We start from the raw sequence: 18,076 nt of genomic DNA on the forward strand, positions 1-18,076 counted from the left end.
CGAAAACCGTGAGCCCTGACGACCGCCTGGTGCTGGCCGTGGACCTCGGCAGCTCAGGCTGCAAGACCGCCCTGGTCGGCCTGGATGGCCGCGTGCGTGCCTTTGCCTTCCGCGCGGTGAGCAACCACCTGCTGCCCGGCGCGGGCGTCGAACAGTGCCCGGAAGACTGGTGGCGCGCCTTCGAGGAGAGCGCCTCCGAGGTGCTGCAGCGCCCCGAAATCACCCGCTCGAACATAGTCGCGCTGGCCTGCTCCTGCCAGGGCGAAGGCACCCTGCCGGTGGACCGTGACGGCAACCCGCTGGCCCGCGCCATGCTGTACATGGACATGCGCGGCCAGGCCGCGGTGCAGCGCCAGGTTAGCGGCAACCTCCCGCGCGTGGCCGGCTACGACCCGCTCAAGCTGTGGCGCTGGCTGCGCCTCACCGGTGGCGCGCCGGCGCTGTCCGGCAAGGACCCGTTCGGCCACATCGCCTTCATCCGCGACGAGATGCCCGAGCTGTACGCACGCACCGCCAAGTTCCTCAACGTCCTCGACTTCATGAATCTGCGCCTGACCGGGCGCATCGCCGCTACCGTGGATTCGGCGCTGACCACCTGGGTCACCGACAACCGCGACCCGGCCAATATCCGCTACGACGACGGCCTGCTGCGCCTGGCCGGCCTGCGCCGCGAGCAGTTGCCGGAACTGGTGCGTTGCAGCGACATCCTTGGCACCCTGCGTCCGGTCGTGGCCGAGAAGCTCGGTCTGCCGGCCGGCCTGCCGGTGGTGGCCGGCGCGGTAGACAACACCGCCGCCGCGCTCGGCTCCGGCGCCGTGGCGGACAACGCCCTGCACCTGTACGTCGGCACCTCGTCGTGGATCGGCGCCCACGTGGCGCAGAAGAAGACCGACGTTTTCAGGCAGATCGCCGCCGTGCCCTGCGCCCTGCCCGACCGCTACCTGATGATGGCCATGCAGTCCGCCGCCGGCGCCAACCTCAGTTTCCTGCGCGACCGCATCCTCTACGCCAAGGATGCCCTGCTGCAGAACGAGGCCGGCCCGGACGTCTACCGCATCCTCGACGAGATCGCCGCCGGCGTGCCGGCCGGTGCTCGCGGCCTGCTCTACCTGCCGTGGCTCATGGGCGAGCGCACCCCGGTGGACGACAGCCATCTGCGCGCCGGCCTGCTCAACCTGAGCCTGGAACATGCCCGCGAGGACATGGTGCGCGCCTTCCTCGAGGGCGTGGCGCTCAACACCCGCTGGATGATGGAGTCGGTGCGCAGCTTCCTCGGTACCGCGCCACAGCAGATCACCCTGGTCGGCGGCGGTGGTCAGTCCGACGTGTGGAGCCAGATCTTCGCCGACGTGCTGGACATGCCCGTGCTACAGCCCGAACAGCCGATCCAGGCCAATGCCCGCGGCGCCGCCTTCCTTGCCGCGGTCGGCATCGGCGCGCTGAAGTTTTCCGATATCGCCGAGCGGGTCGCCATCCGCCGCCGCTTCGAGCCGCAGGCCGCGCACCGCCAGCGCTACACCGACAGCTACGCCACCTTCCGCGCCGCGCACCAGGCGCTGGCGCCCTTCTACGCTAAGCTGCATGGAGACCCACGATGAACGAGCGCGAAGCCCGCGAGGCGGTGGTGCACACCGCCGTGGCCCTGGCCGACCAGGGCTTTCTCGCCGGCGTGGGCGGCAATCTGGCGCTGCGCATCGACGCCGAGCGTTTCGCCGTCACGCCTTCGGCCAGCGACTACTACGCGATGAGCGCGGACGATATCTGCGTGCTGCGCCTGGACGACCTGAGCCAGCTTTCCGGCCATGGCAAACCCTCGGTGGAGAGTGGCCTGCACGCCCGCGCGCTGCAGGCGCGGCCGGACTGCATGGCCAGCGTGCATACCCACCAGCCGGTGGCCAGCGCCTTCACCCTGCTCGACCGGCCGTTGCCGATGCAGGGCGCCGAGGCACGCCGGCTGATCGGCGCCGAGGTACCGATGTGCGCCTATGCACCGTCCGGCACCGGCTGGCTGGCCGCCAATGTCGGCAAGCGCATCCGCGCCGACCTCAACGCTTACCTGATGCGCAACCACGGCGCCGTCTGCCTCGGCGCGACCCTGGAAGACGCCTGCAACGTGGTGCGCCTGCTGGAGCAGGAAGCCATCGCCTGGTTCCGCCGCGCCCTCGCCGCGCAACCCGACAACCGCCTGTACCGACAGACGCTCGAATTCCTGGAAGAGGACCTGCGATGAACGCCTCCACCGATTTAACCAGCACCTCCGGCATCAGCCACTGGCCGGACACCGACGCCATCGACGCGCGCCTGAAGACGCTGATCAAGCAGCCGATCCGGCCGATCCGTCGCGAGCACATGGACAAGGTGCTCGGCTACTTCGAACAGCAGTGCCAGGGCTCCCGGCGCCTGGCGGAAAAGGCCGGCGCGGTGATCCCCGGCGGCGTGCAACACAACCTGGCGTTCAACTACCCCTTCCCGCTGGCGATGAAGAGCGCCCTGGGCGCACATCTCGAGGACGTCGACGGCAACCGCTACATCGACTTTCTCCAGGCCGGCGGCCCGACCCTGCTCGGCAGCAACGACCCGGTGGTGCAGCAGAAGGTGATCGAGACTCTGCGCGACTGCGGCCCGGTCACCGGCCTGCTGCACGAGTACGAGGTCAAACTGGCCGAGCTGGTGTGCCGCATGGTGCCCTCAGTGGAGATGTTCCGCATGCTCTCCTCCGGCACCGAATCGGTGATGGGTGCGATCCGCCTGGCCCGCGCCTATACCGGCAAGAAATGGGTGATCAAGATCGGCGGCGCCTACCACGGCTGGAGCGACCAACTGGTATACGGCATGCGTATCCCCGGCACCGGCCGGCGCGAGGCCATCGGCATTCCGCGCGGCGCCACCTCGCACACCCAGGAGAGCTTCCCCAACGACCTGGCCGCCATCCGCCGGCGCCTGCAGATCAACCGCCTGCGCGGCGGTACCGCGGCGATCATCGTCGAGCCGTTGGGTCCGGAGAGCGGTACCCGCCCGGCCCATCGCGAGTTCAACGCCAACCTGCGCAAGCTGTGCGACGAGTTCGGCGCGCTGCTGATCTTCGACGAAGTGGTCAGCGGCTTCCGCGTCGGCCTGTCCGGCGCCCAGGGCTACTTCAACGTGCTGCCCGACCTAACCATCTTCGGCAAGTGCCTGACCGGCGGCTACCCCATGGCCGGCGGCATCGGCGGGCGCCGCGAGGTGATGATGCTGCTGGCTGGCGGCATCGGCGGCAAACAGACCAAGCGCGCCTTCGTCGGCGGCACCCTGACCGCCAACCCGCTGTCCTGCGTGGCCGGCTATCACAGCCTGCTGGAGATCGAGCGGCGCAACGCCCCGGCCATCGCCGGCCGCGCCGGTGACCGCCTGACCGCCGGCCTCGGCCAGATCATCGAACACCTGGGCCTGCCCTACGTGGTCTACAACCAGGGCTCGGTGGTGCACCTGCAGACCTCCGGCGTGCTGCTGCTCAACGTGCGCAACCCGATCCAGCTGCTGCGCGAGGTCAACCCGCGCAAGCACATGATGGAGGAGATGGGCGCCGCCTACATGGCCCACGGCCTGGTGACCCTGGCCGGCAGCCGCATGTACACCAGCGCCGCCGACAGCGACGAAATCATCGACGAGGCGCTGAACCGCTTCGAAGACGTGTTCAAGCTGGTATGAATATGCACGACGAACTGCTCCAGGCCAGCCAGCGCCTGGCCGCCAAGGGCCTGTTCAACGACGGTGGCGACAGCCTCTCGCTGCTGCTGCCCGGCACCGGGCGCATCCTGCTGCAGGTCTACGGCGAGGCGCCGCGCGAGGTCGACCTGGGCCAGAGCGAGGACGGCGTGGCCGGCCTGCACGCGCGGCTCTACCGGCTGCGCGGCGACATCGGCGCGGCGGCGCTGCTCAGCCCGCGCTGGAGCCTGCAACTACAGCAGCTCGGCGAGGCCATGCCCTCGGTGTTCGACGAACAGGCGCGGCATATCGGCCGCTCCTGGGCACCGGCCACGGTCGAACGCCTGCCGAGCCTGCTGGCCGGCGGCGGCAACGCCGGGCCGCTCGCCGGCCGCCTGCTGGCCCTGGGGGTGACGCGCAACCGCATGCTGTTCAATGCCGAGCTGTTCGAGAAGTGCGCCATGGCCTATGTGCTGGCGCGCCTGGGCGGCGAGCGGGTGAAGAAAGTGCCCTGGTGGGTGCGCCTGATCGCCGGCCGGCGCCTGCGCCAGGATCAGGCCCGCGCCGCCAGCAGCCATGCAGCCGGCCAGCAGGCCGCCGAGCTGGGCGCCTATTGAGTAGGCCTTGCTCGCAGGCGATCAGACTGTAGGGTGGATGACGCCCTGCTCATCCACCACCGGTCCCGCGCGGCGGGCCGTCACGCGGCGGGAGGCCACTCGACGGATCGCCGCCTGGTGGAGCGCCACCCGGTGGATCGATGAAGCGTGATCCACCCTACAGGTGACCTACCGGGGCAACAGTGGCGCCACCCACTGGCACCGTGCTAACTATGCAAGCGCTGCTCCTGACCGGGCAGCGCATAACAACAAGAACAGGCGCCCACCGCCACTCAACGACTTCCCTGCAGGGAGCGTGTCCATGAAACCCATCGCCGATCCGCGTTATTCGGAGGCCTCGGCCCCGCCGCAGATTTCCCGCTTCCTGCTGCAGCACGTGGCCGCCGTCGGCCGCGATCCGGCCATGCTCTGCCGTGGCCTGGGCTTCGAGCCCGACGACCTGAAAAAGCCCGACTATCGCCTGTCCTACCGGCAGAGCTACCTGCTGGTGCGCCGCGCCCTGCATAGCCTGGACGACAGCGGCCTGGGCCTGGCCGTCGGCAGCCGACAGACCGCCGTGTCCTGGGGCCTGGTGGGCATGGCCATGCTGGCCAGCCCGACCCTCGGCGAGGCTCTGGATCTCGCCATCCGCTACCAGCGCCACACCGGCGCCCTGCTCGACTGCGAGATGGAACTGCGCGGCGAGCGCTGTCTGGTGTTCGCCACCACGCGCTTCTTCGATCCGGAGGTGGCGGTGTTCTACCTGGAGGAGGCCTTCGCCAGCGCCCTGGCCATCGTCCGCCACCTGTCCGGCCAGGACCTGGTCATCGACCGCATCGAGCTGGAGTACCCGCGCCCGCCCCACTGGCAGCGCTACGCGGACATATTCCGCTGCCCGGTGAAGTTCGGCGCCGGGCACAACCTGATCCAGTTCGACGCGCGCTGGCTGGAGCTGCCGCTACCGACCCGCGACGACTACGTGGCCGCCGAGATGGCCGAGCTGCTGGACAGCGCGCGCTGGGAGCAGCACGGCAGCTCCGACCTGATCGAGACCATCCAGCGCGAGGTGCGCAAAAGCCTGTGCCGCCCGCCGCAACTGGCCGAGCTGGCGCAGCAGCTCAACCTCGGCGAACGCACCCTGCGCCGGCGCATCGACGAGGCCGGGCTGTCCTACCACGGCATAGTCGACTCCGTGCGCCGGGCCAAGGCCCTGGCCCTGCTCAGCCACCGCGACAGTCGGCTGATCGACGTGGCCAGCGAGACCGGCTTCAGCGACGTGCGCAACTTCCGCCGCGCCTTCAAGCGCTGGACCGGCGTGACACCGCGCACGGCGAAGCAGCGGATCGCTCAGGAATGATTGGCCGCGGCGCACCCAGCCCAAAATCGAAGGGTGCATCGCACATAACGATTGCCGCAGAACCGTAGGAGCGAGGGGGACGCCCTGTCCTCTGCTCGCGAAGATGTCTGCGCGTCAGTTTCGCGAGCAGAGCTCGCTCCTACAACGCAATGCCCCTCATGACTCCTGATACACCGGCCAGCGCTCGGCGATCTTGCCGCCGCGCACGGCCAGCAGATCACCGAACTGCAGCAGCACCGCCTCGCTCTGGGTCGGGCGCAGGAACACCTGGTCGTCCACCGCTAGCTGCACCGCCGGCGAGCCATTGACCAGTTCCTGATTCGAGCTGCGCCCGTACAGACCACTCAGCTGCAGGCCAGCCGGCGAGGCCAGGTCGGCCTGCCAGTTGCCGCCATAGATGAAGAAGGTCTCGCGCTGGTTGACGTCCCACCAGGCGAACAACCGCGACTTCTCGTCCAGCGCCGGGATACGCAGCGCGCCCGTGCGCTTGAGCACCGGCGTGGCGATGTACATCGCCGGCTGGTGTTCGGCCAGCGATGGCAGGTCGTAGTGGCTGGGCTTGAGCAGGCCGGTGCCGATGGCCACCTCGCTGCTCAGCCGCTCCTGCTCGTGGGCCCGGTAGCTGGGGCTGCCCGCGGTGTTCAGGGTCAGGCCCTCGAGCCACAGCGCCGGGAAACGCTGGCGGGTGAAGTCGACACAGCCCTGGTACAGCGCCATGACCTTGGCCAGCAGTTCCTCCGGCGTGCCGAGCAGCTCGGGGACGTTCATGCCGACGAAGGGGTCGTAACCCATGAAGCCGGCGAACTCCAGCTGCTGCGGGTTATCCGCGATCAGCTGCAGCAACTGCCCCAGCACCTGCGTATCGCTCACGCCGCCGCGATGCAGGCCCACATCCAGCTCGATGTTGATGCGCAGCCGCGTGCCCAGCCCCTTGGCCAACTCCAGGTATTGCTGCAGGCGCGCGGGGGTATCGATCAGCCACTGCAGCTGCTTCGCGGGATCGAAGGGGCCGCTGTGCTGCTGGTAGAACAGCTGCGCCGAGCGCACCGGCAACGGCTTGCCGAGCAGGATGTCGGCCTCGGGGAACAACCGTGCATCGTGATTGAGGAACGGCTGGTGGAAGGACATCAGCTTGCGAGTGCCGATGCGCTCGCCGATATAACGCAGCAGACCGGGCGCCGGCAGCGACTTCTCCACCAGGCGCAGCTGCTTGCCGCTGCGGGCGAGGAACTGGCGAACCACCTCGATGTTGTGATCGAGGCGGTCGAGGTCGATCAGCAGGCTCGGGCGCATCGGCCCGTTGGCCTTGAGCTCCTGGTTCAGCGCCTGGAAGTAGGCATCGTGCGGCTGGCCGCGATCCCCCGGCCGCAGCCAGGCAGCGGCCAGCAATCCACCGGCGCCCAGGCCGGCCAGCACAAGTGTGCGTCGCTTCATCGTTTCTCCCTAACCCATGCCCAGACCGAACAGCCCGGCCAGATGCGCATTGACGAAGCGCCCGTGCGGGTCCAGCTCCCGGCGCAGTTCGGTGAACTCCTTCCAGCGCGGATACAACGCCGCCAGCTGGCGTGCGCCCAGGCTGTGCAGCTTGCCCCAGTGCGGCCGCCCCTCGTACTTCCAGAAGATCGGCTCGATGGCGGCGAAGAAGTCGCGATGGTCCATCGAGTGGTGCTGGTGGATCGACAGCGCGCAGCTGTCGCGCCCCTCGAACATGCTCAGGGGGATGTCGTCGGCCTTCACGTAGCGGTACTCGACCGGCATCCAGGTGCGCAGGTTGCCGTCGTCGATGCGCTTGAGTATCTCGCGCAGGCAGGCCGGGCCATGCTCGGCCGGCACCGAGTACTCCATCTCGTTGAAGCGCACGTTGCGCACGTTGGCGAAGATCTCGTAGGACGCATCCACCCGGTCGTCGAAGCTGGCCAGGTGGCGCATGTTGTTGAGCAGGCTGCGGCGCAGGCCGGGCGAGTCGCTCAGGTGCTTGTCCAGCCCCTCGATGATGTCGATAAAGCCGTTGCCGCCCTCTTCGTCCGGCGGCACCGGCGGCGTACTCGGGTCCTCGGTCTCATTCAGCGCCACCGACAGGGCGTAGTCGGAGTGGGTCACCACCAGCATTTCCCAGTGCTGGTTGTCGCGCTTGAGGTTGTCGATGTCCTCCAGCAGTTCCTCGGTCTTGCCCAGCCACTGGCGTTCGCGCAGGCGGAAGGCGGCGCGGTTCTGCATGCGCACCCTGGTCACCACGCCCAACGCGCCGAGGGAGACGCGCGCCGCATTGAACAGCTCGGGGTTCTGCTCGCGGCTGCAGTCGAGCACCTCGCCGGCGGCGCTGACCAGCTGCAGGCCACAGACATTCGAGGAATAGGAGCCGAAGCCGATGCCGGTGCCGTGGGTCGAGGTGGCGATCGCTCCGGCCAGGGTCTGGTAGTCGGTGTCGGCCATGTTGATCAGTGCCTGACCGACTTCCTTGAGGGGCGCGCCCATGGTCGACATCGGCGTGCCGCTGCCGAACTCCGCCTGCAACGTCTGCGCGTCATGCGCCAGCAGCCCGGTGAAGTTGGCCAGCGACAGCAGGGTGTCGTCGGTGGGCACCAGCGCGCTGAAGGAATGTCCGGAGCCGACCGGGCGAATCTTGCCCGACGCCTTGCGGATGACCTGCACCAGCTCATCGAGGTTCTTCGGCGCCAGGCGCTCCAGCGGCAGGCAACTCTGCACACCGGACCAGTTGCGCCAGGGAATCGGCCGCGGTGTTTCCGCGGCCCACAGCGAGCGGGCCGGCAAGGCCAGGCAGGCGCCCAGCAGGCTGGCGCGTTGCAACAGCTGACGACGGGAAACCATATCAGTGGCCCTCCGCAGGCTGCGGCGCGGCGGCCATGAACTCGATCAGCGCGCGGAAGTCCGGCTCCGTGCACTGCATGCACAGCCCCAGCGGCGGCATGCCCTGGAAGCCATTGATGCTGTGGTCCAGCAGGGTATCCATGCCCTTCTCCAGGCGCGGCTCCCAGGCCAGGGTATCGCCGGTCAGCGGCGCGCCGGCGGCCGGATTGGCATGGCACTGCTTGCAGCTGGCGCCATACAGCTGCGCCAGCGCCGCGTCCTGCGGCACGCCCTGCCCGGCGGCTTGCGCCTGCGGTGCATCCTCACCGCCACAACCGGCCAGCAGCGCGCCCAGCCCCAGCACCATGGCCCAACCGCGCCAACCCCCGTTTCGCCCTGCCTGCATAGTCCCTCCGAGCCTCGGCTCATCTCGATAGCGCCACACTAAAGCAGCGACGCATGGCGTATGAGGTCTCAAACGGCCAGCCAGGAACAGGTAAACGGCCAACACCCGAGGCGCGCACAGCGCAGCGACGGAGCCGGTCGACTGGCCGTTGCTGCCCTCTTTCGCGGCCATCGCTCCCCTGCCGGAGCGGCATCGGCTTGGCTAAGGTGAACGCAGCCACCACCCGCGCGGAGAACACCGTGAGCACAGCGAACGATATCCAGGATTGCGGCGATGCCGTGTGCATCATCGGCGCCGGCCCCGGCGGCCTGTGCATGGCCCGCGCGCTGAAGCGCCAGGGCCTGGCCTACGAGCAGTTCGAACGCCACAGCGATGTCGGCGGCGTGTGGGACATAACCAACCCGGGCACGCCGATGTACGAGTCCGCGCACTTCATCTCCTCGCGCGACCTCTCCGGCTTCCTCGACTTTCCCATTCCGAAACACTTCCCCGACTACCCGAGCCACCGGCAGATCCTCGAGTACGTCCGCGCCTTCGCGCAGGCCTTCGACCTGTATGCCGGCATCCGCCTGGGCACCGCGGTGAGCAAGGTGGAGAAGCGTGACGACAGGCGCTGGCTGGTCACCCTCGGCAACGGCGAACGACGCAGCTATCGCGCCGTGGTCTGCGCCACCGGCTGCAACTGGGACCCGAACATGCCGGCCATCAAGGGCCAGTTCAACGGCGAGATCCGCCACTCGGTGACCTACAAGCAGGCCGCCGAATTCACCGGCAAACGCGTGCTGATCATCGGCGCCGGCAACTCCGGCGCGGACATCGCCTGCGACGCGGCGACACATGCAGAAAAAGCTTTTATCAGCCTGCGCCGCGGCTACCACTTCATCCCAAAACACCTGTTCGGCCTGCCCGCCGACGAGGTCAGCGAGAAAGGCCCGCAGCTGCCGATCTGGCTGGTGCGACCGATCTTCCAGGCGCTCCTACGGGTGATCAACGGCGACCTGACCCGCTTCGGCCTGCCCAAGCCGGACCACAAGCTGTTCGAGAGCCACCCTTTGATGAACACCCAGCTGCTGCATTACCTGCAGCACGGCGATATCCAGGCCAAACCCAACCTCGACCACTTCGACGGCGACCATGCGGTGTTCAAGGACGGCAGCCGCGAGCGCATCGACCTGGCGCTCTACGCCACCGGCTATAAGTGGAGCTGCAAGTACGCCGCCGACTACTTCGAATGGAAGGGCGGGCGCCCGCAGCTGTACCTGTCGATCTTCAGCCGCCAGCACCACAACCTGTTCGGCATCGGCTACCTGGAAACCAATTCCAGCGCCTACAAGCTGTTCGACAACGAGGCCCACGCCATCGCCAGCTACCTGCGCGACCAGCTGCAGCGCCCCGAGCAGGCGCGGCAGTTCGAGCAGCTGATCGCCACGGACGACCCGGACCTGTCCGGCGGCATCGACTTCGTCAAATCCCAGCGCCACGAGGTGTACCTGGAAGTGCACGCGCTGAAGACCCACCTGCGCAAGCTGCGCCGGCAGATGGGCTGGGGCGAGCTGGACGAGGGTTACTACGCCAGCTTGCGCGGCAGCGCGGCCACGCCCACGACGTGCACCCCAGCGCTCCCGTAGCCCGGACTTCAGTCCGGGACGCAGCCGGCCCCGGACTGAAGTCCGGGCTACGCCAACTGATACCCAGCGAGGACACGCCATGTCCGCAGTCGTCATGATTACCGGCGCCGCCAGTGGTATCGGTCAGGCCATCTGCGAACGCCTGATCAATCGCGGGCTGGCCGAAAAAGTAGACGGTCGCTGAAAGCGGAGGCGGTAGCCCAGAATGCAGAAGGCCCGGCAGATGCCGGGCCTTCTGTTTCCGCTAGATAGCCATCACTGCCAGTTGGCGGCGATCACCACATCCAGTTGCTGGCGCTGATCGGCGGTCAGGTTGCCCTCGCCGCCAGCCGGTACGCCAAAGCTGGCCATGGCATTCACCAGATTTTGCACCTGGCTAGCAGTCAGAGCACGACCATCCGCGACCTGGAGCTGCTCGACCTGATAGGAACTACTCGAATACCAGTTCTTGATACTGACGCTATCGTCAGTGCCAATAACCTGGAGCTTGAGGTCGTTCCCCGAGCGGCTCAGCCAGAGCTCTTCTGCATCGATATCGCTACCGAACTGAAGGATATCTACCGCACCAGTCACACTGCTCGTCTCGACTATGGCATCCACACCATCGCCCAGGTTGAACAGGTAGGTGTCGTTCTTGTAGCTGCCGTACAGAGTGTCGTTACCGGTACCGCCGGCCAGCAAGTTCGCATCGGAGTAATTGAGGTCTGTCCTCAGTACGTCGTCGCCAGCCTCGCCAAACAGGCGATTGCTGCCCTTGCCACCATCCAGGGTGTCGTTGCCGGCACCACCGCGCAGCTCATCGGTACCGACATGCCCCAGTAGGGTGTCATTACCAGAGCCACCCTGCTGGACCCAGCCGTTCGCGAACAGCTGCGACCAGGTCAGGGTCGTGCCATCGGCAAACTCGACCTTCTCGAGCCGCGTCGAAGAACTCCAGTCGGCCGATACAGCAGTAGACGACAGAACGCTCTTCACGACCACCTTGTCTACGCCGTTGGCGTGCGCGATCACCAGATCAACACCGGAGCGCTGGAACTGCAGGTCCTCGAGCTTGATCCCCTCGCCGAAGCGCAGCACATCCACGGCACCAGTCACACTGCTTGTCTCGACGATGGTGTCCACACCATCGCCCAGGTTGAACAGATAGATGTCGTTCTTGTAGCTGCCGTTGAGGATGTCGTTGCCGGTACCGCCTGCCAGCAGGTTCGCGTCGGAGTAATTGAGGTCTGTCCTCAGTACGTCGTCGCCAGCCTCGCCAAACAGGCGGTTGCTGCCCTTGCCACCATCCAGGGTGTCGTTGCCGGCACCACCGCGCAGCTCATCGGTACCGACATGCCCCAGTAGGGTGTCATTACCAGAGCCACCCTGCTGGACCCAGCCGTTCGCAAACAGCTGCGACCAGGTCAGGGTCGTGCCATCAGCGAACTCGACCTTCTCGAGCAGCGTCGAAGAACTCCAGTCGGCCGATACAGCAGTAGACGACAGGACGTTCTTCACGACCACCTTGTCTACACCGTTGGCGTGCGCGATCACCAGATCGACACCGGAGCGCTGGAACTGCAGGTCCTCCAGCTTGATGCCCTCGCCGAAGCGCAGCACATCCACCGCACCGGTCACACTGCTCGTCTCGACGATGGTGTCCACACCATCGCCCAGGTTGAACAGGTAGGTGTCGTTCTTGTAGCTGCCGTACAGGGTGTCGTTACCGGTACCGCCGGCCAGCAAGTTCGCATCGGAGTAATTGAGGTCTGTCCTCAGTACGTCGTCGCCAGCCTCTCCAAACAGGCGGTTGCTGCCCTTGCCACCATCCAGGGTGTCGTTGCCGGCACCGCCACGCAGCTCGTCCTGACTATCCCAATCGGCAAGGGTGTCGTCGAAGTTCGTACCGAAGACAGTCTTCTGCTTGATATCGGCATAGGCCCAAACCGTGCCGTTGGCGAAGCGAACTTCCTCCAGCTTGTAGGTGCTTGCACCTCCATTGTTGAAGTAATTGCTCACCGTCACCTTGTCGGTCGAGCCTGCCAGAGACAGGATCAGGTTATCGCCGGAGCGGGTAACCTGAATGTCGCTCGGCGCGATGTCGGCGGCGAACTCAATCGCATCCACCTTGCCGGTGCTGGTGTCGTAGTTGCTGACCGTGTCCTGGCCCCAACCGCGACTGAAGCGATATACGTCGCTACCAGCATCCCCGTTCAGGGTGTCATTACCGACACCGCCGTCCAGCACATCGTTGCCGTTACCGCCGCTTAGGTTGTCGGTACCTTCGCCACCATTCAGGCTGTCGTTGCCGTCTTCACCGTACAGGTAGTCGTTGCCAACTTCGCCACCCAGCACGTCGTTGCCGGCAGCACCGTACAGGTAGTCGTTACCGGCACCGGCGTTGATCTGGTCAGCCGAGGCATAGCCCCTCAGGTTGTCGTTGCCGGCAGTGCCCAGCAGCGCCAGTTCCTTGACCTTGTCGATGCTCCAAGTGGTGCCATCGGCGAAGCGAACTTCTTCCAGCTTGTAGTTGCTGGCACCGTCGCTGTTGAAGTAGTTGCTCACCGTCACTTTGTCGGCCGAACCCACCAGCGACAGGATCAGGTTGTCGCCCGAGCGGGTGATCTGGATGTCGCTCGGCGCGATGTCCGAAGCGAACTCGATCGCATCCACCTTGCCGGTGCTGGTGTCGTAGTTGTTGACGCTGTCCTGACCCCAGCCACGGCTGAAGCGATACACGTCGCTACCGACATCGCCGTTCAGGCTGTCATTGCCGACGCCGCCATCCAGCACGTCGTTGCCGTTGCCGCCGTACAGGTTGTCGGTACCTTCGCCACCATTCAGGCTGTCGTTGCCATCTTCGCCATACAGGTAGTCGTTACCGGCATCACCGCCCAACACATCGTGTCCGGCAGCACCGTACAGATAGTCGTTGCCAGCCGCAGCATTGATCTGGTCAGCCGAGGCATAGCCTCTCAGGTTGTCGTTACCGGCAGTACCCAGCAGGGCCAGCTCCTTGACCTTGTCGATGCTCCAGGTGGTGCCATCGGCGAAGCGGACTTCTTCCAGCTTGTAGGCACTCGCACCGTCACTGTTGAAGTAGTTGCTCACCGTCACTTTGTCGGTCGAACCCACCAGCGACAGGATCAAATGGTCACCCGAGCGGGTGATCTGGATGTCGCTCGGTGCGATGTCCGACGCGAACTCGATTGCGTCCACCTTGCCAGTGCTGCTGTCGTTACTGCTGACCGTGTCCTGGCCCCAACCGCGACTGAAGCGATATACGTCGCTACCAGCATCCCCGTTCAGGGTGTCATTGCCGACACCACCGTCCAGCACATCGTTGCCGGTGCCGCCGTACAGGGTGTCGGTACCCTCTCCACCATTCAGGCTGTCGTTGCCGTCTTCGCCATACAGGTAGTCATTGCCAACTTCACCACCCAACACGTCGTTGCCGGCTGCACCGTATAGATAGTCGTTACCGGCACCGGCGTTAATCTGGTCGGCGGAGGCATAGCCTCTCAGAGTGTCGTTGCCGGCAGTGCCCAGCAGCGCCAGTTCCTTGACCTTGTCGATGCTCCAGGTGGTGCTGTCGGCGAAGCGAATTTCCTCCAGCTTGTAGGTGCTGGTGCCGTCCTTGTCGAAGTAGTTGTTTACCGTCACCTTGTCGGTCGAGCCCACCAGCGACAGGACCAGGTTGTCGCCCGAGCGGGTAATCTGGATGTCGCTCGGCGCGATGTCCGACGCGAACTCGATCGCGTCCACCTTGCCGGTGCTGCTGTCGTTATTGCTGACCGTGTCCTGCCCCCAACCACGGCTGAAGCGATACACGTCGCTACCGGCATCGCCGCTCAGGCTGTCATTACCGACGCCACCGTCCAGCACATCGTTGCCGTTGCCGCCATACAGGTTGTCGGCGCCTTCAGCACCCAGCAGCAGATCGTTACCGTCTTCGCCATACACACGGTCATCGCCTAGCTCGCCATTGAGCTGGTCGTCGCCCGCTGCACCGTACAGGTAGTCGTTTCCGGCACCGGAGTTGATCTGGTCGGCAGTGGCATAACCCCTCAGATTGTCGTTACCGGTAGTGCCCAGCAGCGCCAGCTCCTTGACCTTGTCGATGCTCCAGGTGGTGCCATCAGCGAAGCGGATTTCCTCCAGCTTGTAGGTGCTGGTGCCGTCCTTGTCGAAGTAGTTGGTTACCGTCACCTTGTCGGTCGAGCCCACCAGCGACAGGATCAGATTGTCGCTCGAGCGGGTGATCTGGATATCGCTTGGAGCGATGTCCGACGCAAACTCGATCACATCCACCTTGCCAGTACTGCTGTCGTTGTTGCTGACCGTGTCCTGGCCCCAACCACGATTGAAGCGATACACATCGCTACCGGCATCGCCGCTCAGGCTGTCGTTGCCGACACCACCATCCAGCACATCGTCGCCGTTGCCGCCGTACAGGTTGTCATTGCCTTCGGCGCCCTGAAGCTGATCGTTGCCGTCCTCTCCGTACACGCGATCCTCACCCAGCCCGCCATTGAGCTGATCATCACCCGCGGCACCGTATAGATAGTCGTTGCCGACTCCGCCATTGATCTGGTCAGCCGAGGCGTAGCCTCTCAGGTTATCGTTGCCCGCTGTACTTATCAGCACGAGCGCTTTAACTTTATCGATGCCCCAGATGGTGCCATCGGCGAAGCGAATCTCCTCCAGTTTGTAGGTGCTAGCACCGTCTTTGTCGAAGTAGTTGTTCACCGTCACTTTATCGGTCGAGCCCACCAGCGACAGGATCAGGGCATCACCCGAGCGACTGACGTGGATATCACTCGGCGCGATGTCCGCGGCGAACTCGATCGCATCCACCTTGCCGGTACTAGTGTCGTAGTTGCTGACCGAATCTTGGCCCCAGCCACGCGAGAAGCGATACACATCGCTGCCAGCATCGCCGCTCAGGCTGTCGTTGCCGACACCTCCGTCCAGCACATCATTGCCTTCTCCGCCATATAGGTTGTCATTGCCTGCGCCGGCCAACAGCAGATCATTGCCATTGTTACCCCAGAGGCGATCATCGCCAGCCCCGCCATCCAGGAAGTCCGTACCGTCATTACCAGTCAGCGAGTCATTACCCGCCTCACCGAACAGGAAGTCGGCGCGGGCGCCGCCTACCAGGCTGCCATTCGCACTCGAATCGAAAATCACGCTGCTACTGGAGCCGAGTTGCTTCTTAAGTTCCTCGACCTGAGCTCCGCTAAGTTGGCGAACCCACTCGCCTGCAATCGCAATTTCATTGGATGCCCAACCAGCGGTGCCCGCGATGGCCGAACCGAACTCAAGGATGTCTACTACAGCTTTGACAGGATTACTTGCTTGCAACTGCTCCAGCTTGTCGAGGGCACCACTGAAGTCGAGGCTTATATCGCTCCCGGATAGGACAAAGGAAATAGCCTCAACATAGGGCTGGAGACGGGTCTGCAGCAACAGGCCGTTGTAGACCGAGTCCATTAGCGCCTGATAGGCCGCGCGAATATGTCTCTCCTGGTTCGGACCAAAAGAGAAATCTTCCTCGGTGAGGTAATAGGTTGCACCAAACTCAATCGAGCCGCCGCCTGCACTGCCAGAGCGACCTTGCGACCCGGCAATGAAGGAGATGCCAATCTCCCCATCCTTGCCATCATCATTGCTCGGTTTGAAGTCGAAGAAGTACTGGCCATTGAAAACTTCCAGCACTCGTACCATCTCCAGAAGCTCCTTTCTCCTCAACTGCTCGGCAGTAGGAGAGGGGTCCTGCTGTATCTCACCCAGCTCGAGAGAGCCACCGCCAGTACCACCACCGCTGGAAGAGCCCGCGCCAACAAGCGGGGGCTTGTCTATCTCCCATGAATAACCAAACTCGATGTCGTAGAGCTTGCCCTCGGCCAGATCGGAAACACGCTCATCAAAAGTACGGAAGTCCGCGCTATTGGCCCAGGCACGAATTAATTGATCCAAAAGAGCATGCTGCTCTAGGCGGGTACCAGCAGCGGAGTATGCCGCCAATGCATCTTGCAGCGATTCGCTGGTGGCCGCCGCTTCGCGCAGGTCGCGCACGGCACCCGAACCATGCATATTTGCCACACCGACCAGCCCCGCTGGAATCTCGATGGAGTCGGCGAATTCGCGGTAGAAAGGGTTGTCTTCGAAGTACACATCACCAGACACCCCGGTACCGCCACCACGGTTAGCGTCCCACTGGAATGTACCGAAACCGTCGATATGATTGTCGTTGCCCAGATCCTTAGTCTTGCCATCGGAGCCGGTACCAATACTTTCGATGCCCACTTCCTGCAGAGTCAGCAGCTCTCCGGACTGACTGATGCCATCGCCATTCAGATCGCGCCATACGCGCAGATCGGCCCACACGGCATCACTGGCATCCAGCTTTCCGTCAGCATTGCTATCCACAGCCTGCATGGCCTCGAAGCCATCCTTGGCCTTACTGCCATCTGCAAGTAGCGTGTTCTCGCCAAATAGCTCATGACCATTATCGATGCTGCCATTTCCATTGCGATCCAGCACAAGCAGACCATCGTCGGGATTAACCCAGCCGGAGCCGTGCTTATTGCCATCACCATCATGGTCGAATAGAACTTGGCCTTCGGCGCCAAATGTTTCAATCCCATCCCCATCAAGATCGACAACCATAGGCGACATGGTTTGCGATGCCAAACCAAGCTCTACATTTACATCATCATGGATAAGATCGTATATAGCACCACCCAAACTAACATTCTTATTATAATAATCAATACCAAAGTCAACCAACATTGCAATTGAAATGCTAGAAATATCCTGCAAATGCAACTGCTCTTTCAAATAATCATTAAATTCCTTATTCTTTTTAAGGGAATCAAAAACCCTATCCAACCCAGACTTCTGAAGCAACTTACTTACACCAACCTCTGTTAGACCAGCCACCGCCGCAACACCTAATGTCTGGGCAACTGCCTGAGCGATATCAAGGGCATTCTCTGCCGTTTGAGCAGTATTATATGCATCTATAGAGCCCTTTAAATTATCCACATTCTTCATCAGGCTAGCTATTGTTCCTGCAAAACTCATTACTTAGTCACTCCCTTGTTGAAAATTCTAACCATAAGAAATCTATACCCCTTAGCCGCCAAGTAAGAGACTAAGAAAAGAATAGACATCTCAGAAGAGCTACTCTCATCCAAATACATCGCAGCCGTCAAAATACAAACTGCAAATAATGCACATCGCCCCAAAATCAGCGCAAACGAGACCATACCCACCCCCGCATTCAAATATGCGTAGGCCGGGAAAAAGAAAAAACAGGCTAAAAATCCAGCCGAAACACTTACAGCCTCACCAACATCTAGAAAATATATAGTCATCACGCCAAGCAACATATACATACGTTCCAAAGCGGACATATCAACAGTTTTCCACATACCCCAAACTCACCGTTCGCTCAGACTTTCATCCTGATACTCCCTGAGCGGACTCAGGAAGTAATCGATCACCTTTCTCTTGTCCGTCTTCACTTCCGCCCGCACGGCCATGCCTGGCGACAGTTCGATCCTGTTCTCGCCGACCTGGATGCTGTTCTCCTTCAACTGGATGCGCG

Annotated in this window: 11 protein-coding genes; 6 read left to right on the forward strand and 5 right to left on the reverse strand. The window is 63.6% G+C overall.

Annotation, left to right across the window (positions count from 1 at the left end; translation table 11 throughout):
• Positions 1 to 8 precede the first annotated feature (8 nt).
• The 5 genes from IB232_RS16580 (at position 9) to IB232_RS16600 (ending at position 5,637) form a co-directional block, all read left to right on the forward strand.
• Positions 9 to 1,598 (forward strand): FGGY-family carbohydrate kinase, encoded by a 1,590-nt coding sequence (locus IB232_RS16580; protein WP_318652280.1) that lies wholly within the window; start codon positions 9 to 11, stop codon positions 1,596 to 1,598.
• Positions 1,595 to 2,230 (forward strand): class II aldolase/adducin family protein, encoded by a 636-nt coding sequence (locus IB232_RS16585; protein ID WP_192399701.1) that lies wholly within the window; start codon positions 1,595 to 1,597, stop codon positions 2,228 to 2,230. Before IB232_RS16580 ends, IB232_RS16585 begins: the two co-directional genes overlap by 4 nt.
• The gene (locus IB232_RS16590) at positions 2,227 to 3,687 is read left to right on the forward strand and encodes an aspartate aminotransferase family protein (protein WP_192399702.1); all 1,461 of its coding nucleotides are present in this window, start codon (positions 2,227 to 2,229) and stop codon (positions 3,685 to 3,687) included. The genes IB232_RS16585 and IB232_RS16590 overlap by 4 nt, the downstream gene beginning before the upstream one ends.
• A gap of 2 nt (positions 3,688 to 3,689) precedes the next feature.
• On the forward strand, positions 3,690 to 4,301 hold the full coding sequence (locus IB232_RS16595; protein WP_225592346.1) for a hypothetical protein: 612 nt from the start codon (positions 3,690 to 3,692) through the stop codon (positions 4,299 to 4,301).
• Between the two features lie 301 nt (positions 4,302 to 4,602).
• Positions 4,603 to 5,637, forward strand: coding sequence for an AraC family transcriptional regulator (locus IB232_RS16600; protein WP_192399704.1), 1,035 nt, complete (start codon positions 4,603 to 4,605; stop codon positions 5,635 to 5,637).
• A gap of 156 nt (positions 5,638 to 5,793) precedes the next feature.
• Here the strand turns inward: IB232_RS16600 and IB232_RS16605 are convergent, their stop codons facing one another.
• From IB232_RS16605 to IB232_RS16615, 3 genes are all read right to left on the reverse strand, one after another.
• A complete protein-coding gene (locus IB232_RS16605; protein ID WP_192399721.1) occupies positions 5,794 to 7,008 on the reverse strand; it encodes a DSD1 family PLP-dependent enzyme in 1,215 nt (404 codons plus the stop codon).
• A 72-nt stretch (positions 7,009 to 7,080) separates the two neighbouring features.
• Positions 7,081 to 8,466, reverse strand: coding sequence for a D-arabinono-1,4-lactone oxidase (locus tag IB232_RS16610; RefSeq protein WP_192399705.1), 1,386 nt, complete (start codon positions 8,464 to 8,466; stop codon positions 7,081 to 7,083).
• 1 nt (position 8,467) lies between these two features.
• Positions 8,468 to 8,851, reverse strand: coding sequence for a c-type cytochrome (locus tag IB232_RS16615; protein ID WP_412547739.1), 384 nt, complete (start codon positions 8,849 to 8,851; stop codon positions 8,468 to 8,470).
• A 239-nt stretch (positions 8,852 to 9,090) separates the two neighbouring features.
• Between IB232_RS16615 and IB232_RS16620 the strand changes: the two genes are divergently transcribed.
• Entirely contained in the window at positions 9,091 to 10,479 is a 1,389-nt protein-coding gene (locus IB232_RS16620; protein WP_318652281.1) for a flavin-containing monooxygenase, read from the forward strand.
• A 255-nt stretch (positions 10,480 to 10,734) separates the two neighbouring features.
• On the opposite strand, the gene IB232_RS16625 is transcribed toward IB232_RS16620, so the two are convergent.
• A complete protein-coding gene (locus IB232_RS16625; RefSeq protein ID WP_192399708.1) occupies positions 10,735 to 17,520 on the reverse strand; it encodes a calcium-binding protein in 6,786 nt (2,261 codons plus the stop codon).
• 29 nt (positions 17,521 to 17,549) lie between these two features.
• Complete coding sequence (locus IB232_RS16630; RefSeq protein ID WP_192399709.1) at positions 17,550 to 17,882, reverse strand: hypothetical protein; 333 nt, start codon at positions 17,880 to 17,882, stop codon at positions 17,550 to 17,552.
• Between the last annotated feature and the right edge of the window lie 194 nt (positions 17,883 to 18,076).

Source organism: Pseudomonas sp. PDM15 (assembly GCF_014851565.1).
GTDB lineage: Bacteria > Pseudomonadota > Gammaproteobacteria > Pseudomonadales > Pseudomonadaceae > Aquipseudomonas.